Origin of the sequence: Pseudomonas sp. P8_241 (assembly GCF_034008315.1) — a bacterium.
Lineage (GTDB): Bacteria > Pseudomonadota > Gammaproteobacteria > Pseudomonadales > Pseudomonadaceae > Aquipseudomonas.
Map to the genome: position 1 here is coordinate 2449885 of NZ_CP125377.1, position 26018 is coordinate 2475902.

Annotated in this window: 19 protein-coding genes; 14 read left to right on the plus strand and 5 right to left on the minus strand. The window is 61.2% G+C overall.

Annotated elements, in window-relative coordinates:
- Positions 1 to 9 precede the first annotated feature (9 nt).
- Positions 10 to 960, plus strand: coding sequence for a GlxA family transcriptional regulator (locus tag QMK58_RS11245; protein ID WP_053158028.1), 951 nt, complete (start codon positions 10 to 12; stop codon positions 958 to 960).
- 162 nt (positions 961 to 1122) lie between these two features.
- Entirely contained in the window at positions 1123 to 2595 is a 1473-nt protein-coding gene (locus QMK58_RS11250; protein ID WP_320396306.1) for an ATP-binding protein, read from the plus strand.
- Here the strand turns inward: QMK58_RS11250 and QMK58_RS11255 are convergent.
- Positions 2572 to 5376 (minus strand): ATP-binding protein, encoded by a 2805-nt coding sequence (locus QMK58_RS11255; RefSeq protein ID WP_320396528.1) that lies wholly within the window; start codon positions 5374 to 5376, stop codon positions 2572 to 2574. The genes QMK58_RS11250 and QMK58_RS11255 overlap by 24 nt on opposite strands.
- Before the next feature lie 342 nt (positions 5377 to 5718).
- On the opposite strand from QMK58_RS11255, the gene QMK58_RS11260 reads away from it, so the two are divergent.
- Positions 5719 to 6294, plus strand: a complete 576-nt coding sequence (locus QMK58_RS11260) for a flavodoxin family protein (protein WP_053158030.1) — start codon at positions 5719 to 5721, stop codon at positions 6292 to 6294.
- Between the two features lie 33 nt (positions 6295 to 6327).
- The gene (locus QMK58_RS11265) at positions 6328 to 7152 is read left to right on the plus strand and encodes an alpha/beta fold hydrolase (RefSeq protein ID WP_053158033.1); all 825 of its coding nucleotides are present in this window, start codon (positions 6328 to 6330) and stop codon (positions 7150 to 7152) included.
- Between the two features lie 13 nt (positions 7153 to 7165).
- Here QMK58_RS11265 and QMK58_RS11270 read toward each other — a convergent pair whose 3' ends face one another.
- The gene (locus QMK58_RS11270) at positions 7166 to 7612 is read right to left on the minus strand and encodes a helix-turn-helix domain-containing protein (protein WP_053158036.1); all 447 of its coding nucleotides are present in this window, start codon (positions 7610 to 7612) and stop codon (positions 7166 to 7168) included.
- 161 nt (positions 7613 to 7773) lie between these two features.
- Here QMK58_RS11270 and QMK58_RS11275 point away from each other — a divergent pair, with 161 nt between their 5' ends.
- The 5 genes from QMK58_RS11275 (at position 7774) to QMK58_RS11295 (ending at position 13152) form a co-directional block, all read left to right on the plus strand.
- A complete protein-coding gene (locus QMK58_RS11275; protein ID WP_053158039.1) occupies positions 7774 to 8691 on the plus strand; it encodes a LysR family transcriptional regulator in 918 nt (305 codons plus the stop codon).
- 106 nt (positions 8692 to 8797) lie between these two features.
- The gene (locus tag QMK58_RS11280) at positions 8798 to 9409 is read left to right on the plus strand and encodes an antibiotic biosynthesis monooxygenase (RefSeq protein ID WP_053158041.1); all 612 of its coding nucleotides are present in this window, start codon (positions 8798 to 8800) and stop codon (positions 9407 to 9409) included.
- Positions 9409 to 11247, plus strand: a complete 1839-nt coding sequence (locus QMK58_RS11285; RefSeq protein WP_053158043.1) for an amidohydrolase — start codon at positions 9409 to 9411, stop codon at positions 11245 to 11247. Before QMK58_RS11280 ends, QMK58_RS11285 begins: the two co-directional genes overlap by 1 nt.
- A gap of 69 nt (positions 11248 to 11316) precedes the next feature.
- Positions 11317 to 11943: an isochorismate family cysteine hydrolase YcaC gene (ycaC, locus tag QMK58_RS11290; RefSeq protein WP_053158046.1), complete on the plus strand. Its 627-nt coding sequence runs from the start codon at positions 11317 to 11319 to the stop codon at positions 11941 to 11943.
- Between the two features lie 312 nt (positions 11944 to 12255).
- Positions 12256 to 13152 (plus strand): LysR family transcriptional regulator, encoded by an 897-nt coding sequence (locus QMK58_RS11295; RefSeq protein WP_053158048.1) that lies wholly within the window; start codon positions 12256 to 12258, stop codon positions 13150 to 13152.
- 149 nt (positions 13153 to 13301) lie between these two features.
- On the opposite strand, the gene QMK58_RS11300 is transcribed toward QMK58_RS11295, so the two are convergent.
- The 3 genes from QMK58_RS11300 to gspG form a co-directional block, all read right to left on the minus strand.
- Positions 13302 to 14045, minus strand: a complete 744-nt coding sequence (locus QMK58_RS11300) for a hypothetical protein (protein WP_320396307.1) — start codon at positions 14043 to 14045, stop codon at positions 13302 to 13304.
- 76 nt (positions 14046 to 14121) lie between these two features.
- Positions 14122 to 15309: a type II secretion system F family protein gene (locus tag QMK58_RS11305; RefSeq protein WP_053158050.1), complete on the minus strand. Its 1188-nt coding sequence runs from the start codon at positions 15307 to 15309 to the stop codon at positions 14122 to 14124.
- A 15-nt stretch (positions 15310 to 15324) separates the two neighbouring features.
- Positions 15325 to 15759 carry a type II secretion system major pseudopilin GspG gene (gspG, locus tag QMK58_RS11310; protein WP_053158052.1) on the minus strand — a complete coding sequence of 145 codons (435 nt, stop codon included), beginning with the start codon at positions 15757 to 15759 and terminating at the stop codon, positions 15325 to 15327.
- 195 nt (positions 15760 to 15954) lie between these two features.
- Between gspG and QMK58_RS11315 the strand changes: the two genes are divergently transcribed.
- The 5 genes from QMK58_RS11315 to QMK58_RS11335 all read left to right on the plus strand — a co-directional run bounded on the left by QMK58_RS11315 (position 15955) and on the right by QMK58_RS11335 (position 26016).
- Positions 15955 to 16563, plus strand: a complete 609-nt coding sequence (locus tag QMK58_RS11315) for a lytic transglycosylase domain-containing protein (RefSeq protein ID WP_053158054.1) — start codon at positions 15955 to 15957, stop codon at positions 16561 to 16563.
- A 205-nt stretch (positions 16564 to 16768) separates the two neighbouring features.
- A complete protein-coding gene (gene mnxG / locus QMK58_RS11320; RefSeq protein WP_320396308.1) occupies positions 16769 to 22606 on the plus strand; it encodes a manganese-oxidizing multicopper oxidase MnxG in 5838 nt (1945 codons plus the stop codon).
- Positions 22607 to 22766: 160 nt separating this feature from the next.
- Positions 22767 to 24719 carry a YncE family protein gene (locus tag QMK58_RS11325; protein ID WP_053158058.1) on the plus strand — a complete coding sequence of 651 codons (1953 nt, stop codon included), beginning with the start codon at positions 22767 to 22769 and terminating at the stop codon, positions 24717 to 24719.
- Positions 24720 to 24730: 11 nt separating this feature from the next.
- Complete coding sequence (locus tag QMK58_RS11330; RefSeq protein ID WP_053158061.1) at positions 24731 to 25387, plus strand: SCO family protein; 657 nt, start codon at positions 24731 to 24733, stop codon at positions 25385 to 25387.
- A complete protein-coding gene (locus QMK58_RS11335) occupies positions 25384 to 26016 on the plus strand; it encodes an SCO family protein (RefSeq protein WP_320396309.1) in 633 nt (210 codons plus the stop codon). Before QMK58_RS11330 ends, QMK58_RS11335 begins: the two co-directional genes overlap by 4 nt.
- Positions 26017 to 26018: the final 2 nt, after the last annotated feature.

Genomic DNA, 26018 nt, shown 5'->3' on the forward strand with positions numbered 1-26018 from the left:
GTTCACCTCATGAAAACCGTGGCGATGGTGCTGTTCCCTAATTTTCTTCTGCTCGACATGGCCGGGCCGATGGAGGTGTTTTCCATCGCTAACCGTTACTTGAAGCCCGATGACCATTATGTGCTGTCGACCATCGGCACAGAGCCTGGTGCGCTGCGAGCGTCCAATGGAGTGACCGTGCAGGCCGATGCCCACATCGACCAGGTCAGTCAGGGATTTGATTTGCTGCTGGTACCCGGCGGCCCTGGCGCCTACAACGAAAAGCATCCAGCATTGCTCGATTGGCTCAAGCGCAACGTCAGGCGCTCCGTCGGTTTTGGCTCCATCTGCACGGGCGCGTTTGTGTTGGGGCATGCCGGTTTGCTGGATGGTTACCGAGTGACCACTCATTGGCACTACACCGAACGACTGATCAAAGGGTTCCCGAGCGCGACGGTCGAGACCGATCAGATATTTATCCGGGACCGTAATCTGATCACTTCCGGCGGCGTAACGGCGGGGATCGATCTGGCATTGTCGGTGGTGGCTCAGGATCATGGGAAAAAAGTCGCCCAGGACGTGGCCAAGGTGTTGTTGGTGGTGATGAAACGCCAGGGCGGACAGGCGCAGTTCAGTCCGTTGATGGCCGCAGTGGCGCCCATTGAGACCGCGATTACCCGCGTGCAAAACCATGTGCTGGAGCATCTCGACGAAGCGTTCAGCATCGAGCGCATGGCGAGTCTGGCGTCCATGAGTCCACGCCATTTCGCCCGGGTGTTCACCCGGGAGGTGAGCATGACACCCATGGAGTTTTTGCAAAGCGCGCGCATCGATTGCGCGCGCAATCTGCTGGAAACCAGCGAGTTGCCGCTCAAGACCGTGGCGTTTAAAAGCGGGTTCGGCAGTGTGCGACACATGCGTTTTCTATTCAGTGAAAAGATCGGCCTGACACCGACCCAATACCGCGAACAATTCAGTTAAACCCGATCTGTCCGTTATGCGCACCGAAATGACCGTGACGCTCCCTTCGTGGCAGTTGTACGCTTACCGAGGCCTGCCAAGATACCCGTAACTCATTGCAGGGAAGGTGCGGAGCCTGGAAGGACTCACGTGTCGATCCAGGTTGCCAGCGGGTATCAGCCTATGAACAGCCTCAGAAACTCGAGCAGTGAAGCGGTGCTGCAATTTGGTCCTTACGCATTCCATCTCGGCCAACGACTGGTCCTGGAAGGCGATCGACCACTTCGCCTGGGCGGCCGCGCACTGGATGTCTTGCAAGTGCTGGTCGAGCACGCGGGTTCGGTGGTCAGCAAGGAAGCGCTGATTGCGCAGGTCTGGCCGAAGTCCGTGGTCGAAGAAATCAATTTGCGGGTACATATTGCCTCGTTGCGTCGAGCACTGGGCGGCGGGCAGGGTGGTCATTGCTACATCATCAATATTCCCCAGCGTGGCTACAGTTTTGTCGCACCGGTGCAGCACTTGCCAGCGACCCTGCCGACTCGGATCCAGACCCTGCACAAATCGCCGCACAACCTGCCGGCCAGGCTCACGCCCGTCACCGGGCGTGATGCAGTGGTGGGCAATCTGGTCCGGCAGTTGCCAATGCAACGTTTGATGACAGTGGTCGGGCCCTGCGGAATCGGCAAAACCACGGTGGCACTGCGTGTTGCCGAATTGTTGTTGCAGCACTACCAGGATGGTGTGTGGCTGGCGGATCTGTCGGTGATTGATGATCCTGCACAAGTGAGTAATCTGCTCACACGCATCCTTGAGCTGGAGGTCGGCGCGACGCTGGCGACGGTGGGTCAACGACATGCGTTGCTGGTGCTCGATAACTGCGAGCACTTGCTTGAATGCTGCCGTACCTTGTGTGAAGCGCTGATGGCCGCTGCGCCTCGAGTATCGATCCTGGTGACCAGCCGCGAACCGCTCATGGCCACCGGCGAAACCGTGTTGCGGTTACCTCCGCTGACGGTGCCACCGGTTGTGGCGCTGCGCAGTGTTGCCGAAGCCATGAGTTACTCGGCCGTGCAGTTATTTGTCAGTCGCGCCAGAGCGAGCCAACAGGGGTTTACCCTGCGCGAACAAGACCTGCGGAGTGTGCGCGAAATTTGTCGTCGGCTCGATGGTTTACCCTTGGCGATCGAACTCGCGGCAGCGCAGATCGATGCGTTGGCGCTGGTTGGGCTGCAAGCGCAACTGGGCAACTGTTTTCAATTACTGACCCAGGGCCGCCGCACGGCCGTGCCCCGGCATCAAACCCTCAAGGCTGCGCTGGACTGGAGCTATGAGCGACTCAGCCTGTTGGAGCAGAGGGTGCTACAGCGTCTGGCGGTGTTCAAAATGGCTTTCACCCAGGACGCCGCGGTTGGCATGGTCAGCGGCGATGGATTGGCGGCTGCCGACCTGATCAAGGTGATGGAGAACCTGGCACTCAAGTCACTGTTGTCGCTGGAGCAGGGCAGTGGTACGGCACGCTACCGGTTGCTCAACACCACCCGAAGCTATGTTCTGGAAAAACTTGAGGGCAGCGGTCAGTTGAGCGACATGGAAAGTCGTTGTGCTCACTACTTCAGTCAGACACGAAGTACGTCAGGCCGACAGGTCGGCCTGTAACTCTCCGAGTAAGCGCTGAACAGTCTTCAGGTCAGTAGTGGCGAACCCTTCGGTATAGCGGCTGTAGATCGGCGCCAGCAGATCATGGGCCTGTTGTTGACGGCCCTGTCGCCGCCAAAGTGTCGCCAGTGAGGTGGCGCTGCGCAATTCCCAGGCCAGTGCACCTTGGACGCTGGCCACGTTCAGTGCCTTCAGCAGCACGGTCTCGGCCATATCGGTTTGAGTCGGGCATTCTCTCGCGAGCATCCCTTCGGCATAAACGCGCAGAATTTCTGCCGTACTCCAGCCCGCCGCACCGGTTTCAGCCCGCTTGAGTTGAGCGTCATCAATGAAGCCTGAGTCCAGCGTGATCATGATTTCGCTGATCAAGCCCGCACCAGGACAAGGGAGCGCGTATTTATCGGTGCTGCCGATCACCCGCGCATACTGTTTCGCCCAGTTGTAGAACAGCAGGACCGAATGTTTCTGTGCCTGTTCCATCAGCAGCTTCAGCAGTTCGCGGGCGTTGCCGGTGTCGCCGTTGTAATGGGCGATCAAACAGCCGGACAGCGCCAGGGTGTAGCAGATCGACGTGCCGTGATTGATTTGCAGCGCGATGTCCAGCGCCTGGCGCGCGGCGCGCCAGGCCTGCTCCGGTTGGCCCTGTAGCCAGAGGATGCGCGCCAGAATGGTCAGGGCTGCGACGCTCTGGTCGTATTGCACGCCGAATCCATGGGTGAAGCGATTGAGATGCCCGCTGTGGGCCATGCGTTGCAGGACCTGTTCGGCATGCGCCCGCGCCTGTGCTTGATCGCCGTAAAAATGCAGGGCCAACACCCGCAAGCGTTGAGAGCTCAAGGACAGCAGCGCGTTGCCATTGAACCCCAATTGATCGAATTGCCGGCTTTGCTCAAGGGCCATCCGATAATTGCCACAACTGAGATTGACCGCCATGTGACCGGAGAGCGCGCGTAGTTGACCGGTCACATCGTTGCAGTGATCCGCCAGGGCTCTGGCGTTGACAAAGACTGCGACGGTTTCAGCCGTTGCGCCCTGGGCGTGATAACAGGCGCTGCCCAGGGCCAGTTGCAAGGTCATTTTCAGCCGCGGGCAGGACTCGGGCTCGGTTTCCAGGAGTGCCAGAGCCTTGCGCACATGACCGCTGTGTTCCTTGAGCAAAGACAATTCCTGCCACAGAGGGGTAGAGGCGGCGGCCAGGCGTATGGCCAAGTCCCTCGGACCGTTGGCATTCAAGCCCCAGTCCAGGGCGGCGCGGATATCTTCCAGCGCGCGAGCGTATCGCTCGATCCACAGGCCGGTCGATGTTTTTTCCCAATCGTTTTGCGCCTGCTGCATCAGGGTCAGGCAGCGCTCGGCATGGCGCTCCCGAGTACCCTGCAGGTCTTGGGTCAGCGCGAGCTTTTCCAGAGCATAACTGCGGGTGGTATCGAGCAAGCGATAGAACACCTCTTCGTCACCCACTGCCACATTCAGCAGGGACTTGGCGACCAGTTGCGTGATTGAGCCAAACACTTCGCGAGGCTCAATGTGCCCGCCGACAATCACCGCCGCCGCCGAGGCCAGGGTGAAGCCGCCCCGGAACACCGCCAGTCGACGCAGGCACGTCTGCTCGCAGGCGCTGAGTAAATCAAAGCTCCAATCCAGCGTGGCACGCAGGGTCTGGTGTCGAGCCAAGGGCAGCTGAGAGGGCTGGGTGAGCACGCGGAAACTGCTTTGCAATTGCCCAAGCAAGCCGCGCAGGCCGAAGCGGTACACTTGCGCCGCCGCCAGTTCGATGGCCAGTGGAATTCCGTCCAGGCGGTGGCAGATTTCGCTCAGCAACGGTAACTCGTCATCGCTCAGTTCAAAATTGTCATGGCTGGCCGTGGCGCGCTCAATGAACAATTGCAGCGCGGAAAAGGCCAGGGCCTGGTGGCGGTCGAGGACGGCGATGGGCGGTGGGCAGTCCAGTGGTTCGAGGCGCTGAACATACTCCCCCTCGGCTCGCAGGCTTTCGCGACTGGTGGCCAGGATGTGCACCTGTGGCGCGGCACGCAGGATGTTTTCGCTGAGCACCGCAACGGCATCGATCAGGTGTTCACAGTTGTCGATAACCAGCAGCATATGCCGGTCATGCAGGCACGCCGCGAAGCTGCCCGTCAGTTCCTCCTGGTGCAGGGTCAAGTCGAGCAGCGTCGCCAGGTGGGCGGGGATCAGCAACGGATCGTTGATCGGCGCCAGGTCCAACAGGCGAATGCCGTCCCGGAAATGCCCGAGCAGTTGTTCGGCGACTCGCAGGGCCACGGTGGTCTTGCCGATACCGCCCGGACCGATCAGGGTGATGAAGCGTTGGCGCGGTAGCTGTTTGACCAGATGATCGAGCACGGCTTGCCGGCCAATCATGCGCGTGTGACGCATGGGCAGATTGTGCGCGACCGGTCGGGGCGCTACGGGTGACGACGGTTGTTTGATCTGTTCCAGCGAGTAAGGTGCAACAAAGCTGTACCCGCGCTGGGCCACGGTGACGATGTAGCGCTGGCCGGCCTGACCGTCACCGAGTGCTTTGCGCAGCGCGGCCATGTGCACTCGCAAGTTGATGTCTTCGACCACGCTGTTGGGCCAGACCTGCGCGATCAGCTGTTGCTTGCTGACCACGTTCCCTGCGTGTTCGAGCAGGATCAACAGGATGTCCATGGCGCGTCGGCCCAGGCGCAGGGGCTGATCGGCCTCCATCACCAGGCGTTGTCCAGGGTAGATCCGGTAGGGACCGAAATGCACGGCCTGCTCGAGGGGAAGGATCAATGTCTCACTCCGGCTGAATACGTCTGGTTCGCGCTCTTCGAGCATGTTCTTCGGGTTTTTTATCCGGCGCAATGCACTGTCCGGCTGACTGTCGGGTGTGCGCATTGACTGTAGCGTATCCGTGCGTGGCGTTGGTCCCGTGAATGTTGGGCAAGACATTGACTTGGCGTCTGTCGGAGCCTTTTGCGCGCCGTGGAAAATTAACAACGATTAACTCGTGCTGTGTCCGCCTTACCCCAAAAATCCGCAGGAGCTGCCGCAGGCTGCGATTTTTTAGAGGATCAACAGATCGCAGCCTGCGCAAGCGCCTACAAGGGATCAAGACTTCTGGAGGATGGCGCAATGAGCAACGTGGTGGTGGTCTATCACAGCGGCTACGGGCACACCCGGGTTCTGGCGCACGCCGTGGCCGCCGGGGTGGAGCGGCACCCGGGCAGCACTTGCGAGCTGATCCCGGTCGAGGACGTCGACGCCCATTGGGACCGATTGCACACCGCCGACGCCATCATCTTCGGCGCGCCGACCTACATGGGCAGCGCCTCGGCGGCTTTCAAGGGGTTCATGGAGGCCACGGCGGCGTTCTATCTGGCCCAGCCGTGGCGCGACAAGCTCGCTGCTGGCTTCACCAATTCCGGCTGCCTGTGCGGTGACAAACTCAACACCTTGTTGCAGATGGCCGTGTTTGCCGCTCAGCACTCGATGATCTGGGTCGGCCTCGACCTGCTGCCGGCGCGCTCCAGTACCGGCGTGTTCAGCGGTCAACTCAATCGACTGGGCAGCTCCCTCGGCGCCATGGCCCAGTCGAACGTCGAACAATCCCCTGACGATGCACCACCCGCCGAGGACCGTTGCACTGCCGCGCACCTGGGCGAGCGCGTGGCACGCCTGGCCGATCGCCTGAATTCATTTACGGATTGAAACACCCCAACACTCGTACAGGAGGCATCACCCATGAGCACCTTCACCACCCGCGACGGCACCGAGATTTACTACAAGGACTGGGGCACCGGACAACCGATTGTATTCAGCCACGGTTGGCCGCTGAATGCCGACAGCTGGGAATCGCAGATGATCTTCCTGGCGTCCAAGGGCTACCGGGTCATCGCTCATGACCGTCGCGGACATGGTCGGTCCAGCCAGCCGTGGTCAGGCAACGACATGGACCATTACGCCGACGACCTGGCGCAGTTGATTGAACGGCTCGACTTGCAAAACGCCGTGCTGTTCGGCTTCTCAACCGGTGGTGGGGAAGTGGCGCGATACATCGGCCGACATGGCACCGCACGTGTGGCCAAGGCCGGGCTGATTTCTTCGGTGCCGCCGCTGATGCTCAAGACCGAAGCCAACCCTGGAGGCCTGCCACTGGAGGTGTTCGACGGCATTCGTCAGGCATCCCTGGCGGACCGTTCGCAGCTGTACATCGACCTCGCCAGCGGTCCGTTCTTTGGCTTCAACAAACCTGATGCCAAGCCGTCTCAGGGCATGATCGACTGGTTCTGGCTGCAGGGCATGATGGCGGGGCACAAGAACGCCTATGACTGCATCAAGGCGTTCTCCGAAACCGACTTTACCGAAGATCTGAAGAAATTCGACGTGCCGACCCTGGTGGTGCATGGCGACGCGGATCAGGTGGTGCCTTACGAAGCAGCGGGCGTGGCCTCGGCGGGACTGGTGAAGGGCTCGATCCTGAAGATTTACCCGGGCGCTCCTCATGGTTTGACGGACACCCACAAGGACCAGCTCAACGCTGACCTGTTGGCGTTCTTGAAAGGTTAAATAGCCGGAGCTCCTACACGGTCGCGTGCATACCCGTAGGAGCTGCCGAAGGCTGCGATCTTTTTCTTTTCACTATCTTGCCGCGCCACGCAAACGGATTGATGCCTTCGCTGCGGGTGAAGATATGGCAGAAGTGCGCCTGGTCGCAGAAACCGCATTCGAGACTGATTTGCGTAAGGCTCAAGTCGGTCTGCTGGATCAACTGCTTGGCCCGGGCAATGCGCTGTCGGCGAATCCAGTCCTGCGGCGAGTGGCCGGTGCTGCACTTGAACGCGCGGGAGAAGTGGCTGCGGGAGAGGGCACAGGCGCGTGCCAGTTCAGTGACTTCGAGGCTGTCGCCGAGGCGGTCGAGGATCAACTGCTTGATCAGTCGTTCGCGTTGCGGGCTGAGGCGGCCGGTACTTTTCATCGGTGCGGGCGAGAATGACGCGGGAGCGGCATTTTGCTGAACGTGAGCCATGGCGAATGTCCGTATCGGTAGACTTTCATTTTTGGACCCGAAGGCTCTGGCTTGCGAGTTAATCGTTGTTAATTGCGCTGCCATCGCGAGATGTCTTGAGTAAAGTCAGACACAATCGAACCTCCTCGCACCTGGCCCGAACATACTAGGAATCCGTGCCCATGAACCGTAACGATCTGCGTCGCGTCGACATGAACCTGCTGGTGATTTTCGAAGCGCTGATGTTCGAAAAGAACCTGACCCGCGTCGCGGAAAAACTGTTCATGGGGCAGCCGGCGGTGAGTGCCGCGCTGGGACGTTTGCGTGATCTGTTCGACGATCCGTTGTTGTTGCGCAACGGTCGTGGCATGGAGCCGACCGCGCGGGCGCTGGCAATTCTCAAGGAACTGCAACCGGCGATGGACACTATTTCCGGAGCGGTCAGCCGGGCCAGGGAATTTGATCCGGCGACCAGTTGCGATGTGTTCCGCATCGGGCTGTCGGACGACGCGGAGTTCGGTTTGTTTCCGTCGTTGTTGCGCCAGTTGCAGGAAGAGGCGCCGGGGATTGTCGTGATCGTGCGCCGGGCCAATTATCTGTTGATGCCGGCGTTGCTGGCGTCGGGGGAGATTTCGGTGGGCGTGAGCTACACCACGGATCTGCCGGCCAATGCCAAGCGCAAGAAGCTGCGCGATATTACGTGCAAGGTTTTGCGTGGCGATACCCGGCCTGGGCCGCTGACGCTGGATGAGTACTGTGAGCGCCCCCATGCGATGGTGTCGTTTTCCGGTGACCTGAGCGGCAACATCGATCTGGATCTGGCCAAGGTCGGGCGTAGTCGTCGCGTGGTGCTGGGGGTGCCGCAGTTCAGTGGGTTGCGGGCGTTGCTTGCCGGGACCGAGATGATCGCGACGGTGCCGGATTACGCAGCGTGTGCTTTGGTCGAGGGATGTGGGTTGCGAGCTGAGGATCCGCCGTTTGCAATTGAGGCGGCGCAGTTGTCGATGGCCTGGAGCGGGGTGCATGACAATGATCCGGCGGAGCGGTGGTTGCGGTCGCGCATTGGTCAGTTCATGTCTGCTTCTCTGGATATTTCGTAGCAGCCAAAAGCCGTCGGCCAGGCACCGCTGAAAAGAGCACGTACATTCAATTTTTTCTCCCGTCGCACCGGCATTCTGAATATCCAATTCGTCGGAGCCTTGCGAAATGCCTGATTCCAATCGACTCGAGCCGACCCGCCCGGGAGCTGATGAGGTCGTGACCCTGATCGTCAAGCACCGGGTCAAGGCCGGTTTTGAAGTGCCTTACGAAGCGTGGCTGCGAAACATTGTCAAAGTCGCCGGGCAGAATGTCGGGCATCTGGGTGTCGATGTCGTGCGCGGCAAGCGCGCTGGCCTCGACACTTATACTTGCGTGCTACGCTTTTGCTCCACCGAGGCCATGCAGGGTTGGCTCGATTCGCCGCAACGGCAGAAACTGGTCGACGAAGCCGCGCCGATGCTCGCCGATGGCGACCAGACCGAAATCAATCCGGTCAACGAGTTCTGGTTTGCCCCGCAGGCTGACGCCGGAGTACCGCCGCCGCGCTGGAAGCAGGCAGTCGTGACGCTGTTGGTGATCCTGCCGCACACCTTGCTGGTGCCGCTGATCTGGGGGCCGCTGCTGCGGGTTAACACCTTGCTTTCAAACTATGTGGTGGCGACGTTCCTGATCACGCTGACCATCGTGCTGTCGGTGGTGTACGTCTTCATGCCGTTGGCGACGCGCCTGTTCGCGTCCTGGTTGTCCGAATCCACTTTGCCCAAGGAGGAACCGTGATGAACGCCGATCTGATTCTGTTCAATGGCCACTTCCACACCGTCGACCGCGAGAACCCGCTCGCCAGTGCCGTGGCGATCAGCGACGGTCGTTTCGTCGCGGTGGGCAGCGATGCCGAGGCCATGGCCCTGCGCGGCTCAAATACGCAAGTCATCGACTTGAAGGGCCGCTGTGTGATTCCCGGGCTGAACGACTCGCACCTGCACCTCATCCGTGGCGGTTTGAACTACAACCTCGAATTGCGTTGGGAGGGCGTGCCTTCGTTGGCCGATGCGTTGCGCATGCTCAAGGATCAGGCGGACCGCACGCCGACACCGCAATGGGTGCGGGTGGTCGGTGGCTGGAACGAATTCCAGTTTGCCGAGAAGCGCATGCCGACGTTGGCAGAGCTCAATCAAGCCGCGCCGGACACCCCCGTGTTTGTGCTGCATTTGTACGACCGCGCCTTGCTCAACCGTGCGGCGTTGCGGGTAGCCGGGTATACGCGCGACACGCCGAACCCGCCGGGGGGCGAGATTGTGCGCGACGCCAATGGCGAGCCGACCGGCATGCTGGTGGCGCGGCCGAACGCGATGATCCTGTATTCGACCTTGGCGAAAGGACCAAAACTGCCGCTGGAATATCAGGTCAACTCGACTCGCCAGTTCATGCGTGAACTCAATCGCCTGGGCCTGACCAGCGCCATCGACGCCGGCGGTGGATTTCAGAACTATCCGGACGATTACCAGGTGATCGAGCAGTTGGCCAGGGATGAGCAACTGACCGTGCGCATCGCCTACAACCTGTTCACCCAGAAACCCCGGGAAGAGCTGACCGACTTCAAAAACTGGACCAGCAGCGTGTCGCTTCACCAGGGTGATGACTACCTCCGGCACAACGGCGCCGGGGAAATGCTGGTGTTTTCGGCGGCGGATTTCGAAGACTTCCTTGAGCCGCGCCCGGACCTGCCACCATCCATGGAAGCGGAACTGGAGCCGGTGGTGCGACATCTCGTCGAGCAGCGCTGGCCGTTCCGTTTACACGCCACCTACAACGAATCCATCAGCCGCATGCTCGACGTATTCGAGAAGGTCAATCGCGACATCCCGTTCAACGGTTTGCCGTGGTTTTTCGATCACGCAGAGACCATCACCCCGCAGAACATCGAGCGGGTGAGGGCGCTCGGCGGCGGCATTGCGATTCAGGATCGCATGGCATTTCAAGGCGAATATTTCGTCGAGCGTTATGGTGCGAAAGCAGCCGAAGCCACTCCGCCGATCAAGCGCATGCTCGCCGAGGGCGTGCCGGTGGGCGCGGGCACGGATGCGACGCGGGTGTCGAGCTACAACCCATGGACTTCGCTGTACTGGATGGTCAGCGGTCGCACCGTCGGTGGCATGGAGTTGCACGCCGAGGGCCTGTCACGCCTGACGGCATTGGAACTGTTCACCCACGGCAGCGCCTGGTTCTCGTCCGAGCAAGGCAAGAAGGGCCAGATCAAGGTCGGGCAATTGGCTGACGTCGCTGCGCTCAGCGCGGACTTTTTCAGCGTCGATGAAGAAGCGATCAAGTGGATTGAGTCCGTCTTGACCGTGGTCGGCGGCAAGGTGGTGTATGGCGCCGGTGACTTCGAAAAGCTCGGGCCGTCCAGCGTGCCGGTGCTGCCGGACTGGTCGCCGGTGGTCAAAGTGCCGGGCCACTGGCGCCCGGCCTCGCCGATGCAGGCTCAGGTTCACCATTGCAGCGGCCCGTGCGTGGTGCACTCCCACAGTCATGAACGGGCACGCCTGTCGAATGCACCGGTCAGTGATTTTGTCGGGTTCTGGGGCGCTTTCGGCTGTTCGTGCTTTGCTTTCTGAAGCATTCAAAGAGGTGCTGACGATCACCGCCAGCACCGCCAGCAATAACCATCCATCCAGGAGTTTTCCATGAGCAACGTACCGTACAAACGCCTGAACAAAGACGATGCCGTTGTGCTGTTGGTCGACCACCAGACGGGCCTGATCTCGCTGGTACAGGATTTTTCGCCCAATGAATTCAAGAACAACGTGCTGGCCCTCGGAGACATCGCCAAGTTCTTCAAACTGCCGACCATCCTCACCACCAGTTTCGACAGCGGTCCGAACGGCCCCATCGTGCCGGAGCTGAAGGCCCAGTTTCCGGACGCGCCGTTCATTGCGCGCCCGGGCCAGATCAACGCCTGGGACAACGAAGACTTCGTCAAAGCGATCAAGGCCACCGGTCGCAAGCAACTGATCATTGCCGGTGTCGTGACCGACGTCTGCGTGGCATTCCCAACCCTGTCGGCAATTGCCGAAGGCTTTGACGTGTTTGTAGTGACCGACGCATCCGGCACCTTCAACACTACCGTGCAACAAGCGGCCTGGGCGCGCATGTCGGCCGCCGGTGCCCAGTTGATGAACTGGTTCGCCGTGGCTTGCGAGCTGCAAGGCGACTGGCGCAACGACATGGAAGGCCTGGCCAACCTGCTGTCGGAACGTCTGCCGAACTATCGCAACCTGATCAACAGCTACACGAAGTTCACGGCCAAGTAAGCTGCGCGGATACATGAAGATCCGTAGGAGCCGGCTTGCTGGCGAAACAGGCGGTGCGGTGTATCAGCTGCACCGCCTTCGCTGGCAAGCCAGCGCCTGCAGGGGATGTGTAGATACATGAGGATCCGTAGGAGCCGGCTTGCTGGCGAAACAGGCGGTGCGGTGTATCAGGTGCACCGCCTTCGCTGGCAAGCCAGCGCCTGCAGGCTTGGGAGTACATGCGAGATCTTCTGCTGGCTTAGATGTTTTAGTCGGTGTCGTGGCAGGGGGAAAACCGCTATAAAGTGCTCATCTGTCAACCAGGACGTGACAATGAACCCTTTCGAAGACATGCGAATTTTTTGCCAGGTCATGGACGCTGGCAGCTTTACCGCCGCGGCTGATCAATTGGGCCTGTCCAAGCAATTCGTCAGTCGACGCCTGATGCAACTGGAAGAGCGGTTGGGTGTGCGGTTGCTCAATCGCTCGACGCGGCGTCTGGACGTTACGCCGCTGGGACACAGCTACTACGAATCGGCCTTGCGTTTGCTGGGCGAAGTCGAGCAAGTGGAGCAAGGTATCGCCGGCCAGACCACCGAGCCGCGCGGCACCATTCGGGTAAGCGCGCCGCTTTCGTTTGCTCTGGCGCATCTCGGATGCCTGCTGCCGGTATTTTTGCAGCGCTATCGTGACGTAACGGTGGAAGTCGATTTGAGTGATCGCCCCGTGGATTTATTGGGGGAGGGCTATGACCTGGCGTTGCGCATCGGCACGCTCGAAGACTCGACGCTGATTGCCCGGCGCATTGCTTCGATTCAACGGGTGTACTGCGCGAGTCCGGCCTATCTGGCCGAACGTGGTACACCGCTCAAACCGGATGATTTGCACACGCATGACTGCCTGCCTTACGGCCACGGTCGACAGGTGCAATGGCGCTTTGCGGGGCAGGGTAAGCCAATGACGGTTAACGTGACCGGGAGGATGCGCGTCAATAATGGTGAGCTGCTCAAGGATGCGGCGATGGCTGGGCTGGGGATCACCTGTTTGCCGACGTTCATTGTCGGTTCGGCGTTGAAAGAGGGCAGGCTGGTGTCGGTGCTGGACGATTGGCGGCCCGAGCCGTTGACCTTATCGGCGGTCTACCCGCAACACCGACAGAGTTCGCGGCCGGTGCAGGCCTTGATCGAGTTTTTGCGTGAGCGGCTGGATCGGGTTGAGGGTGGCGTGTGAGGCGGCTGATTATCTGACTCACATTGCCCCCTGCAGGCGCGAGCCTGCTCGCGATGGCTAATTGTCATTCAACATTGATGTTGTCTGACATTCCGCCATCGCGAGCAGGCTCGCTCCTACAGGGGTAGGGTTACTGGAGTTAGGAGCGGTCAGCTCCTTTTGTCATCGCCCGGTTCCCCGCCGACATGAACGCCGCGATCATCACCTACCTCGCCGTTTGCGTGAACGCCGCGATCATCGCCTACCTCGCCGTTTGCGTGAACGCCGCGATCATCACCTACCTCGCCGTTTGCGTGAACGCCGCGATCATCGCCCACCTCACCGTTTGCGTGAACGCCGCGATCATCACCTACCTCGCCGTTTGCGTGAACGCCGCGATCATCGCCCACCTCACCGTTTGCGTGAACACCGTGATCATCACCGGGCTCGGCGTGGGTGCCGCTGCGTCCGGAGGACGACACACTTCCAGAGTGGCTCGAGCCACTGTTGCTGCTGCCGGAGCCGCTGTTGCTGCCATGGTCGCCGCTGTGACCGGAGCCGCTGTTGCTGCCATGGTCGCCGCTGTGGCCGGAGCCGCTGTTGCTGCCATGGTCGCCGCTGTGGCCGCTGCCGCTGTTGCCACCACTGCCACTGTTTCCGCCACCACCACTGCCGCTTCCGCCGTGACTGCCGCCGCCACCGCCACTTCCGCCGCCACCACTACCGCCGCCACCTCCACCACTACCACCGCCGCCGCCACCACCGCCACCTCCACCGCCACCTCCACTGCCACCTCCGCCTCCATCCTTGGCTTGAGCGCTGGACACCCCGGACAAACTGTCCGGAATCATTACGGTAGACGCCGACAGAACTGCGCCAATCGCTACTGCAAGTAAAAGCTTATTGATGTGCATGTCGTTCTCCGTCTTGTTGTTCGGATTGCAACGTCGATGAGCATTGCCAAATGCAGGTCGACCCTGTTCCAAGGGGTCAGTGAATACTGGAGGCTAGTTCGAAAATCGGGATATACATCAGAATTACGATCACCCCGATCAACAGCCCGATGAATGTCATGAGCAGAGGTTCGAACAACCGCACGAACCATTCGATCCAGCGGCTGATTTCTTCATCGTAGAAGTCGGCACTGCGCTCCATCATCTGCCCGAGGTTGCCGGACTGTTCGCCGGCGCGCAGCAGGCGCAGGGAAACGGGGGTCACAAGGTGATTGAGCTCCAGCGCCGCGGACAGCGATTGCCCTTCGCGCACCCGTTCGCAAGCCTGATCCAGGCGCACACGGGAGGCCACGGTGAGCAGGTTACGCACCATGCCCATGGCGGTGACGAGGGGGATGCCGCCTTGCAGCAGAATCCCCAGTGAACGGTAAAACCGTGCCAGTTCATACATGAAGATGCGCTGGTGCACGGCGGGGAGTTTTTCGATCAGTCGGTCCAGGCCACGGCGAAAGGATGGCTGGCGCTGGACCAGGACCAGGGTGACGATGATGGCCAGCAAGCCACCGAAGAATTCGCCCTGGTGGGCGTGCAGGAACATGCCGCTGCTCATCAGGACTTGTGACAACCATGGCAGGTTCGACCCCAGCCCTTCGAACACCAGGCTGAAGCGGGGTACGACATACCCCATCAAAAACAAAACCACACCACCTCCTACCACCAGCAACAGCATGGGGTAGATCGAAGCGCTGACGATCTTCTGGCGAACCTCGTCCATGCGCTGTCGATAGCTGACATATCGGCCCAGGGCGTCGCCCACGGCACCGGTCTTCTCACTGGACTGTACCAGTGCAACGTAAAGCGGGGGGAACACCGCCGACAACTGGCCCAACGCCTGGGAAAACGATTTGCCTTCGTAAAGCAGGCGCACCAGCTCACTCAAGGTTTTGCGGGCTTGTGGCGCGCTTTCCTTTTCCGCCAGACTTTCCAGCGCATCGATCAACGGCAGTCCCGCGTTGAGCAATGTGGTCAATTCCTGGCTGAACAACACCAGGTTGAAGGTCTCGCGCTTTTGCAGGCGCAGGGCCCGCCAATGTCGCTCGGCGTGCAGGCTGACGACCCGCAGGCCCTGGTCCTCGACAATGCGCCGGGCCTCGCTGTGACCCGGTGCTTCGACGGTCATGGAAACGACACCGGCCTTGCCGACGGCTTTGAGATGAAAGCGCATGGTTGCCATTCCTTGTCATTGCCAACTGGTGACTTCGGCGTTCTCGCCTTCGCCGCCGGGCTGCCCGTCCTTGCCCATGGACAGCAGATCGTATTCGCCGTTTTCACCGGGATAGCGATAGGTGTAGTTGCGGCCCCAAGGGTCCTGCGGCAGTTTTTTCTGCAGGTACGGGCCGGTCCAGCGCGGTTCGTCACTGGGAGCGCTGACCAGTGCCTGCAAGCCCTGTTCGGACGACGGGTAATGGCCAACCTCCAGGCGATAAAGGTCCAGGGCTTTGCCCAGACCTTCGATTTGCGCCTTGGCCACTTTCACTTCGGAGCGGCCCAATTGGGCGAAATACTTCGGCGCGACGAGACCGGCCAATAGCCCCAGCACCACCAGCACCACCAACAGTTCGAGCAGGGTGAACCCGCGTTGGACACGCGGGGCGAAACACAGACGCTGATTCATGATGACCTCACACAGTCGGCAGAAGGTTCGTCATATAGATGTATGCAATTGCCATGCACACGTCCGGTCATCAGTCTGAAAGGCCCGTACTACGGGCCTTTTCGATTACGGCACAGTGCTTGCGTATGCCTGTTTCACTACCGGCCATTGGGGCATAAGACCCATTTTCAGGGTCCGGGAAGGGGAGGCATAACAATGAAATCAATCACGACGGGACTGCTCGGTCTGCTCATGCTGACCGGTACCGCACAAGCCGATGTATTCGTTTCGGTGGACGCCAAGGGCAGCTATGTCCTGTCCAATGTCCACCGCCCCGGACGCCACTATGAACGGGTGATTCAGGAGCCCTCTGCAGCCGTGGTCAGCCTCGACCAGCAGCCGCAGATGATCGCCTCGCAACCCTACGCCGAGCTGGTATCGGCGGCGGCCACGGCCAACGAACTGCCGGCGGCGCTGCTGCACGCGGTGATCAAGACCGAATCCAGCTACAACACCCGAGCCACATCACCCAAGGGCGCGGGCGGGTTGATGCAACTGATGCCCGACACTGCCCGCGAGATGGGCGTGACCAACGTCTACGACCCCAAGGCCAACATCCAGGGGGGGGCTCGCTATCTCAAGCGCCTGATGACGATGTTCGACAACGATATCCGTCTCGCCGTGGCCGCCTACAACGCCGGACCGCAAGCGGTGCTCAGCCGCGGCAACGTGGTCCCGCCGTTCGCTGAAACCCAGCGTTATGTGCCCAGTGTGTTGAACCAGTACCGGCGTTTGCAGGGGTTGTCGGCGGACGCTCCGTTGTGAGTGACGACGCCGGGCTGAGTTTCCCCAACGTTGGGGCATGGTGGCCCCGGCGAAAAAGTGGGGAATAAGTGGGGAATATCCCCCGGCGTGTGAAGTGGTAATCGCAACCTGCTGAAAAATAACAAAATTATTTATGGCATGCAGATTGCTCTAGGGGTTTATCAAGAACCATTCCCTGTGAGCTCCCACAGTGAGGCCCGTGATCATGACCGGCATATTCCATAACCCATCCATCCTTCAGTGGCTGTTATTGACCGCTTCGGTGCTCGGTATCGAAGTGGCTGAAGCCGCTGCACGCTGTGAGCGCAACCTGGTGGCCAACGTCGTGGCGCTCGATCAGCCGCTGATGTTCAACCGCCTGGGCGCGCAAAACGTCAACGGCATGATGTTCGCCCTGCGTCGCGATGTGGTCGATGACCATGACGTCTCGCTCGCCCAAGGTGGCTCTGCGGTGCCGGGCAAGGTTTCGCTGCGGCCCGACAAGCGCCCGCGTCCGCTGGTGCTGCGCGTTGCCGCCGGTGATTGCCTGACCATCAATCTGCAAAACCTGCTGGCTTATCAAGCCAACCCGGGTTCCCACGATGGGTTTGAGCAAGAGGGCGAGGAAGAGGAGGAAGAGGGCGCTGCGGCTGGCAACACCGATCAATTCAAGGTCGACGAACAAGTCGCCGATCGCCATGTCGGTTTCCAGGTCAATGGTATGCAGGCGGTCAACAGCATTGACGACATCTCGTCGTTTACCGGGCGCAATGCCAACAGCTTGATCCCGCCTGGCTCCACTCGCTCCTATACGTTGTACGCCGAGCGCGAGGGCGCATTTGCCGCCAGCAGCCGCGGCGCAACCTTCGGCGGTGAAGGCGCGGCCGGGAACGTGGCCAACGGTTTGTTCGGTCAAGTGGTGGTACTGCCCAAGGGCGGGCGCACCTACCGCAACACCGTGACCGAAGAAGAGATGCGTCTGGCCAGCAGCGGCCGTACGCCGGCCGGTCAGCCGATCGTCGATTACCAGGCGCGCTACCCGCAGCGTGAGCCGTGGATCCGCGAAGGCAAGGCCGGTACGCCGATCATTAACATGGTCGATGGCAACGAAATCATTTCCAGTGAAAGCGACGCCATTGTCATGGGCAGCAACGCCGACGGCAGCTTCCCGCCATCGACGTATCCACTGGAAGCCGTGGGCAAACGCAACCCGGCGATCCCTAACCGGCTGGAGCCGTTTCGCGATTTTGCCTCGCAGTTCCAGGATGAAACCGCAGCGACTCAAGCCTTTCCTGCTTACTGGGCCGACCCGGTAATGGCTCACGTGCTGGAGCCGACTCGCGATTCGTTCATGATCAACTACGGCTCCGGCGGCATGGGCGCCGAGGTGGTCGCCAACCGTTTGGGCGTAGGTCCGATGCACGATTGCCTGTCCTGCGCCTACGAAGAGTTTTTCCTCAGCTCCCACACCGTCGGTGACGTGGCGATGCTGGTGGACGTACCGGCCAACGCCGGCCTCGAAGGCATCACCCCCGGCGAGACGCCACGTGCCGACCAGATTGGCGTCAAGGCAACCATGGCGCTGTATCCGTCGGAACCGTCCAACGTCAACCACAGCTACATCGGCGACTTCGTCAAATTCCGCAACACCCATAACGGCCACGAGCAGCACATCTTTCACTTGCACGGCCATCAGTGGCTGTTCAACCCGAACGATGACAACTCCGATTATGTGGATGCCCAGGGCATTGGGCCGGGCGCCGGCTACACCTATGAAATCGCCAATGGCGGTTCGGGCAACCGCAACCGGGTCGCGGGCGATGCGATTTATCACTGCCACTTCTATCCGCACTTCGCCCAAGGCATGTGGGCCATGTGGCGGGTGCATGATGTGTTTGAAGAAGGCACCAGACTCGAAGTGTCCCAGCAGGGCGAAGACGGTTTTCACAACGAACCCTATGCTCTGCGCAGCGGTAAACCAGCGTCGGGCGCACGGGCCTTGCCCGACGGTGAAATCGTCGCCGGCACGCCGATTCCAGCGGTAGTTCCGTTGCCTGGTAAAGCCATGGCACCGATGCCAGGCAAAGTGGCCGTGGTGCCGAAAATCGGCGAGACCCTGGTGGCCGCTCATGATGATGACGATGAAGAAGACGATGACGACGGCGAACACCATGGCGGTAGCGGTGGCGCACAGGCCATTGGTTCGCTGGCCCTGGTCGATCGCAGCGAAGCCAACCGCAATGCCGATGGCAGCCTGAAAAACCCTGGCTATCCCTTCTGGATCGGCGGCATGGAAAGTTCGGTCGGTCAGCGCCCTCCGACCCCACCGCTGGACATGCTGGACGCGGCCAAGGCGCAGGCCTTGAAGAACAGCGGCAAGGCGCTGTGGGCCAATCTTGATCCGAACCAGTCCGGCGGCTGGGACGGAGGTCTGGGGCGTCATACCCTGGACGGCGTGTCTGCCGGTGGCGAGGCGCACACCGTGACCACTTCGCTGGATTTCTCCAAGGAAGTGACCCGCGCCAAACCGATCTACCTGCCCGAAGAGGGCACTGAAGTGGAACAGGCAGCCATGGCCTTCCACGCCAAGAAGGAACACGCCAGCTTCGCCTTGCTACCGGGCAACCAGATCGTCGCGCGAAATTTTCGCACTAACGGTGCCCTGCCGATGGCGGGAGCCCCTTACTACGAACCCTGCATGGATGACCGGCAAAAACGCCTGACCGCCGGTGCCGGCACCGGCGAGTTCGCCAGTGGCGAGCGGATCGACGGCATGTCGTTCATCGGTGCCTCGACCTTCACCGCCGACCGCCCGCGCATCTACAAGGCGGCGAATATTCAGTTCGACGCGGTGTACAACAAAGTCGGCTACCACTTCCCGCAAGCGCGCATCCTGGCGCTGTGGGAAGACGCCTGGCCGGTGATCACCAAGCAGCGTCCGCCAGAGCCTCTGGTGATGCGCATGAACACCTTCGACTGCGTGCAATACCAGCAAACCAACCTGGTGCCGGCCACCTATGAAATGGACGACTATCAGGTGCGCACGCCGACCGACGTGATCGGTCAGCACATTCACCTGCCCAAATGGGACCTGGTGTCAGCGGATGGTTCTTCCAACGGCTGGAACTACGAGGATGGTGTGCTTTCCCCGGGCGCCGTGCAGGAACGCATCCACGCCATTCGCCAGTTCAACCAGTGCCAGCAGACCGATCCGCGTGACGACACGCCGGCGTGCCCGAAAGCCAAGAACCACCCGTTCTTCGGCCAATACGGCCGGGCCGACTGGGTCGGTGCGCGCACGGCAATGCAGCGCTGGTTCGTTGACCCCGTGGTCAACGCCAAGGGTGTCGACCGTGGCCTGGGGACCATTTTCACCCACGACCACCTCGGCCCATCGACCCACCAACAGATTGGCCTGTACGCCACCGTGCTGGCCGAGCCTGCCGGTTCCACCTGGTTCCACGCCGAAACCGGCGAGCCGTTGTACAGCGGCGCGCGGCAGGACGGCGGGCCGACTTCATGGCAAGCGGTGATTTCTACCGGTGACCTGGACGGCGACGGCAAGAACGACAGCTTCCGTGAGTTCTTCCTCGAGTACAGCGACTTCCAGCACGCCTATGAAGCCGGTGTGTACGTAGGCGCAGGTCCCAACGGCGTGCCGAACCCACAATCGTTCCCGGCCACCGCGGACAGCTTCCGTTACGCCATCAACCCGCCGGTGCGCAACAACGCCAGTAACCTGCTGGAAGGTGTTCTCGAAGTGCAGGGCGGGATGGTTCCCGGTTGCCCGACCCGGCCATGCCCACAGGCAATCTCGGTGGATGACCCAGGTATGTTCGTAGTCAATTACCGCAACGAACCGCTGGCCCTGCGGGTCTACGATCCGAACAAGGTCGGCCCGGACGGCAAGCGCGGCATGCAGGCCGACGGCCTCGGCGGCGACCTGGCGTATGCCATGCAAAGTCGTACCGACCGTGCAATCGCGGCGATGAACCTGGCGCCGAACCTGCTGACTTCAGCCACCGGGCCAACCGGCGGCACCACGCTGTTCCCGCCGCACATCAACAAGGGCGGTGCAGAACCGGGTGACCCGTTCACGCCGATGCTGCGCACCTACACCGGTGACAACGTACGGCTACGGGTGCATGCCGGCGGTCACGAAGAGGAGCACAACGTCACCCTGCACGGCGTGAAATGGTTGCAGAGCGGTTCCGGTTTCGGCAACAGCTCCAACTCCGGCTGGCGCGCGTCGCAAATGATCGGGATCTCCGAACAGATGGGCTTCATTGCGCCGGTCTCGATGCTGTCCAGCTCGGCGGCAACCACGGGTGACTACCTGTACTCGATGGACGCTTCCATTGAAGGTTACTGGAGCGGGATCTGGGGTGTGATGCGCAACTACACCGCGCAACGCAACGACCTGTTCGCGCTGCCCAATAACGCGAAACCGGCGGGCATGCGCAACACCGTGGCGTTTGAGGGTTCCTGCCCACGGATCGGCGCCAACCCCAATGGTATCGGCACCCGGCCGACCCCGCAGCGCAACTATGAAGTGGTGGCGGCACTGGCCAACGACATCCTCAGCAATCCGTTGGGCCTGTCCATCGGCGATTCGGCCGGGCTTGGGCAACACGTGGGCGGTCCGCTGAATCCGGCGGGCGGCACCCTGGTGTTCAACTCGCGGACGGTGAGCATTCCACAGGTCACCGTGACCGACCCTGAGGACGGTGAAACCATCACCATCGGCGGACAAAGCGGGCCGTTGCATGACCCGACAGCGATCCTGTATGTACGCAAGGCCGACCTCGACCCGAGCACCGGCAAGCTCAAGCCTGGTGTGCCTGTCGAACCGCTGGTGCTGCGTGCAGCAGCCGGTGACTGCATCAACATCACCCTGGAAAACCGTCTGCCGACTGTCATGCCGGACCTGACCCAGACCGCTGTGATGCAAGGCATGGTCAAACGCGACCGCAACAGTGGGACCGGTTCGACCACCTTCAGCAACAACTTGATGCGGCCATCGAGCCATGTGGGTCTGCACGCGCAATTGCTGGCGTACGACATCACCAAATCCGACGGCACCAACGTCGGCGCCAACCCGACCCAGACCGTGCCACCGCGTGTCGGCAGCAGCGGTGCGTACCCGACCCGTACCTATCAGTACTACGCCGGGCACCTGGAGCGTGAAGGCAAACCGATCACCCAACTGGGTCGAAGCGTCGACAACATCAACGCCACGGCGGTGGAATTCGGCGGGTTGAATTTCACCCCGGCCGACGTGATCAAGCAGTCGCAAAAAGGCATGGCTGCGGCGATGAGCGTTCTGCCGATCGGCGCCACCTGGGTCGAAGATACGCGCAAGGTCAATGCAACGGTCACCGCACCGGGGCAAACCACCTACCGCGACTTTGCGATGGTCTGGCAGAAAGCCTTGAACATGCGCTGGGCCAACGGGCGGCCGGTGGAAGGGATTGCCGCGGAAGGGTTCGGCGTGCCGACCGATCCGCAGGACAACTCCAGCATGGCCATCAACTACAAGACCGAACCGATGTGGTATCGCTTCGGCCTGGCTCCGGATGCACCGTTCGGTCATGCCGACGGCGCAGGCTACGCCGACATGGCGAACGCGCACATGGCCTACAGCAACGCGTTGGTGGGGGGCGATCCGCAAACACCGGTGCTGTACGCCAAACCGGGGCAGCCGTTCCGCACACACATACTGATGCCTACCGGCGGCAGTCGCGGCACGACCTTCCAGCTGGACGGGCACGTCTGGTCGACCAACCCGTTCCTGTCGGAGAAGAGCGACACCGGTGGTTATCCGATGTACACCCCGGGCGTGGGTTCGGTGAAGTTCGGCTACAACCCGATGTCGATGTACATCGGCGCCCACGAAAGCGTCCTGCCGGCAGCGCACTTCAGTTTCATGATGCCAAGCGCTGGCGGTGTCAACGCGATACCGGGCGACTACCTGTTCCGCGATTACGGCGCCTATGGCAACACCTCCGGGTTGTGGGGACTGTTGCGGGTAACCAACGAGCCTGAGCCGGCACCAGCACCCTAGGCGACATGGAAGGGGAGTTGCACCTCCCCTGCAGGAGCGAACCTGCTCGCGATGACGTCACCTCGCACTCATGGGGTGAAGCGCAAGACGCTATCGCGAACAGGCTTGCTCCTACAGGTGGGGCAGCAAGACAGACATGGATCTGACGTGGAGAAAGTTGATGAACAGGACCATCAAAATCGCCGGTAGCGCGCTGATCGTCGGTGTGGCGCTGATCTGGTTCGGCGTGTGGCGGACCGCGCCAGCGACCCTGCTCGACGAAGTGGCGTTGCCCAACACCTGGAGTGGCCAGACACTGGAGCGTGACGGCGTGTCAGTGGCGCTCGAGGTGAAACCGCTGGCCGAGGACGGTGTACTGCGCGAAGGCGGTTTCGCCGACGTGCAATTTCGCGTGACAGACAAGGCTTCCGGCCAACCCTTGTCAGGCGTCGCCCCCGGCGCCTGGGTGGACCCGGAAACCGTCGCCGCCGACCAGGCCCAGGGCCGCGACCAGAGCTGCAAGGCGCGGGTCGGCGTGTTCCTCAAATCCAGCATCGGCGCGCGGCCGTTGCTCGACCTCAACAGCTATTTCCTGATGGTGATGAACCGCGACGCCAGTGTCTCGGTGGTCGACCCCTCGGTGTCTGTAGGCGGCATCACCAGCACCATGACGCGGATCGACCTCAAGCAGCCGCCGATGGACTGGGTCACGCCCAAGGACAACAAACGCGTGTTCGTGTCGATGCCCACCGCGGGTGAAGTGGCGGTGCTCGACAGTGAGCAGTTCAAGCTGATCGAATCGCTGGCCGCCGGCAGCAATCCCGTGCGTGTGGCGCTGCAACCGGACGAGCGTTTGCTGTGGGTCGGCAACAATGCCATGTCCGCCGAAGAATCCGGGGTCACGGTGATCGACACCCGCAGCCTCAAAACCCTCAAGCACCTGGCCACCGGCGTCGGCCACCATGAAATCGCTTTCAGCAAAGACAGCCGGTTTGCCTTTGTCACCAATCGCGACGACGGCACACTCAGCATCGTCGACATCGCCAGCCTGACCATCAGCAAACAGCTCAAGACCGGCTCGCACCCGTTGTCGGTGATGTACTCGCCATTGTCCGGAGCCGCGTATGTGGCGGATGGCAAGGACGGCACCGTGACCGTGGTCGACGGCAACAGCCAGTCGGTGCGCCGGGTGATCAAGATGAAGCAGGGACTTGGCCCGATGGGCTTCAGCGCCGACGGTCGTTTTGGTGTGGTGCTCAACACACTGGAGAACCAGGCGTCGGTGATCGACACCTCGACCGATTCGCTGATCCATGAGCTGGACGTGTCCGCCGAGCCTTATCAAGTGGTGTTCACCAAGGCCTATGCCTACGTTCGCGGCCTGGCTTCGCCGAAGGTCACGATGATCAACCTGTCGTCCCTGGGCGAAGGCCGCACGCCGATCATCCAGGGCTTCGAAGCCGGGCCACAGCCGCCACGCCTGGCGGGTGATCTGCCGCTGGCCTCGAGCCTTGCGGTGTCGCGGGACGACAACGCGGTGTTCGTGGTCAACCCGGTGGACAACACCACTTACTTCTATGCCGAAGGCATGAACGCGCCGATGTCCGGTTACCCCAATCGCGGGCAAGTGGCGCGGGCAGCCATGGTGATTGACCGCAGCCTGCGCGAAATCGAGCCGGGGCTCTACAGCTCGCGCATCAAGTTGCCGGTGGCGGGGCGTTTCGACGTGGCCTTCCTGCTCAATCAACCGAACATCATCCACTGCTTCAGCACGGTGGTAGAGGCTGACAAGAATCTCGACCAGCATCGCGGCGTGCCGAAAGTGGAATTCATGCTCGACAAGTCCACCGCCGCCATCGGCAGTCCTTACGTGGTGCGTTTCCGCATCGTCCAGGGCAAGCAGAAGGTGCAGCGCAGTGGGGTCAAGGATGTGCAGGTGCGCTACTTCCGCGCCCCGACCTCCCGGCCGCAGGAAGTCGCGGCCCTGGAAGTCGCCGACGGTGTGTATGAAGCCCCGCTCACCCTCGACCAGAACGGCGCCTGGTACCTGCACGTGCGTGCAGCGTCCCTCGGCGCGAGCTTCGATGACAAGACGTTTGCCAGCGTTCGGGTCCTGCCCGGCGATGCCCACTAGAGGAAACTGACATGAACCGATTCGCACATCGCAGCCTGCTGACGTTCTGCCTGTTGGCCATTGGCATCGGCCAGGCACTGGCCCATTCGGCGGATGAACATGCCGGACACGACATGGCCGCCAAGAGCGCCAGTTCGGAAAAGGCCCAGATAAAATTCGCCGACGTCGCACTGGTGGACCAGAGCGGCAAGGCGGTGAGCCTGGAAAAAGACCTGGTAAGCAACAAGATCGTGGTCATGGGCTTCATTTACACCAGTTGCACGACGGTGTGCCCGGTGGTGTCCTCGATCATGGGCAAGGTGCAGCAACAACTGGGGGCGCGGGTGGGCACCGAAGTGCAGCTGGTGTCGATCAGCATCGATCCGCAGCGTGATGACCCCAAACGCCTGAACGACTATGCACAGGCGTTCCAGAAAGGCCCGGGCTGGAGCTGGCTGACCGGTTCGCCGCAATCGGTCACCGCCACCCTCAAGGGACTGGGCGCCTACAGCGGCGACTTCAAAAATCATTCGCCGCTGATTCTGGTGGGCGATGGCAACAGCCGTCACTGGACCCGTTACTACGGCTTCACCGACCCGGCCGTACTGGCCCGCGAGGTGGAAAAACTCAGCGGTGAACGCAACACCCACGCCAAACACACGGCCATCGCCATGGAGCAACAACAATGAAATCCCTCGAATGGATGGTAATGGGTGCGTGTTTCTGGGCGTTCAGTGCGGTGGCCATGGCCCACGAAGATCACGAGCAAGCTGCGCCTGCTGCAACGCCTGCGGTGGCTGCCGCGCAACCGGCCACGGGCACCCGTGATGCGAAAACCTGGTTTACCGACACACCCTTGCAGGACCAGAACGGCAACACGCTGCGCTTCTACAGCGATGCATTGCAAAACCGCGTGGTGCTGCTGAACGTGATTTTCACCAGTTGCAACGATGCTTGCCCACTGATTACCCGCAAGCTCAAGGAAGTGCGTGAAGTGCTGGGCGACAAGGCTGATGGCATCACCTTTATTTCCCTTACCAGTGATCCGCTGCGGGACACTCCGGCGGTACTCAAGGCTTACACCTTGAAGCAGGGCGTCGATGGCCCCCACTGGCTTTTTCTAACCGGCGACAAGGCACAAATGGACCTTGTATTGGGCCGTATCGGCCAGATCGTGCCGACCCCCGAGCAGCACTCCACGCAATTGATCGTCGGTGACGTGGCGAACAAACGCTGGAGCAAGATTCGGCCAGATGCCCCGGCCGCCGCCATTGCCCAGCGCTTGCAGTTGCTGACAATGCCTGTTGCCGAACGCTGAGC

Bases quoted from the DNA above. Each gene is read 5' to 3' on its own strand.
- QMK58_RS11245 (WP_053158028.1), top strand. From the start codon at position 10: ATGAAAACCGTGGCGATGGTGCTGTTCCCTAATTTTCTTCTGCTCGAC.
- QMK58_RS11250 (WP_320396306.1), top strand. From the start codon at position 1,123: ATGAACAGCCTCAGAAACTCGAGCAGTGAAGCGGTGCTGCAATTTGGT.
- QMK58_RS11260 (WP_053158030.1), top strand. From the start codon at position 5,719: ATGAGCAACGTGGTGGTGGTCTATCACAGCGGCTACGGGCACACCCGG.
- QMK58_RS11265 (WP_053158033.1), top strand. From the start codon at position 6,328: ATGAGCACCTTCACCACCCGCGACGGCACCGAGATTTACTACAAGGAC.
- QMK58_RS11270 (WP_053158036.1), bottom strand. From the start codon at position 7,612: ATGGCTCACGTTCAGCAAAATGCCGCTCCCGCGTCATTCTCGCCCGCA.
- QMK58_RS11275 (WP_053158039.1), top strand. From the start codon at position 7,774: ATGAACCGTAACGATCTGCGTCGCGTCGACATGAACCTGCTGGTGATT.
- QMK58_RS11280 (WP_053158041.1), top strand. From the start codon at position 8,798: ATGCCTGATTCCAATCGACTCGAGCCGACCCGCCCGGGAGCTGATGAG.
- QMK58_RS11285 (WP_053158043.1), top strand. From the start codon at position 9,409: ATGAACGCCGATCTGATTCTGTTCAATGGCCACTTCCACACCGTCGAC.
- ycaC (WP_053158046.1), top strand. From the start codon at position 11,317: ATGAGCAACGTACCGTACAAACGCCTGAACAAAGACGATGCCGTTGTG.
- QMK58_RS11295 (WP_053158048.1), top strand. From the start codon at position 12,256: ATGAACCCTTTCGAAGACATGCGAATTTTTTGCCAGGTCATGGACGCT.
- QMK58_RS11300 (WP_320396307.1), bottom strand. From the start codon at position 14,045: ATGCACATCAATAAGCTTTTACTTGCAGTAGCGATTGGCGCAGTTCTG.
- QMK58_RS11305 (WP_053158050.1), bottom strand. From the start codon at position 15,309: ATGCGCTTTCATCTCAAAGCCGTCGGCAAGGCCGGTGTCGTTTCCATG.
- gspG (WP_053158052.1), bottom strand. From the start codon at position 15,759: ATGAATCAGCGTCTGTGTTTCGCCCCGCGTGTCCAACGCGGGTTCACC.
- QMK58_RS11315 (WP_053158054.1), top strand. From the start codon at position 15,955: ATGAAATCAATCACGACGGGACTGCTCGGTCTGCTCATGCTGACCGGT.
- mnxG (WP_320396308.1), top strand. From the start codon at position 16,769: ATGACCGGCATATTCCATAACCCATCCATCCTTCAGTGGCTGTTATTG.
- QMK58_RS11325 (WP_053158058.1), top strand. From the start codon at position 22,767: ATGAACAGGACCATCAAAATCGCCGGTAGCGCGCTGATCGTCGGTGTG.
- QMK58_RS11330 (WP_053158061.1), top strand. From the start codon at position 24,731: ATGAACCGATTCGCACATCGCAGCCTGCTGACGTTCTGCCTGTTGGCC.
- QMK58_RS11335 (WP_320396309.1), top strand. From the start codon at position 25,384: ATGAAATCCCTCGAATGGATGGTAATGGGTGCGTGTTTCTGGGCGTTC.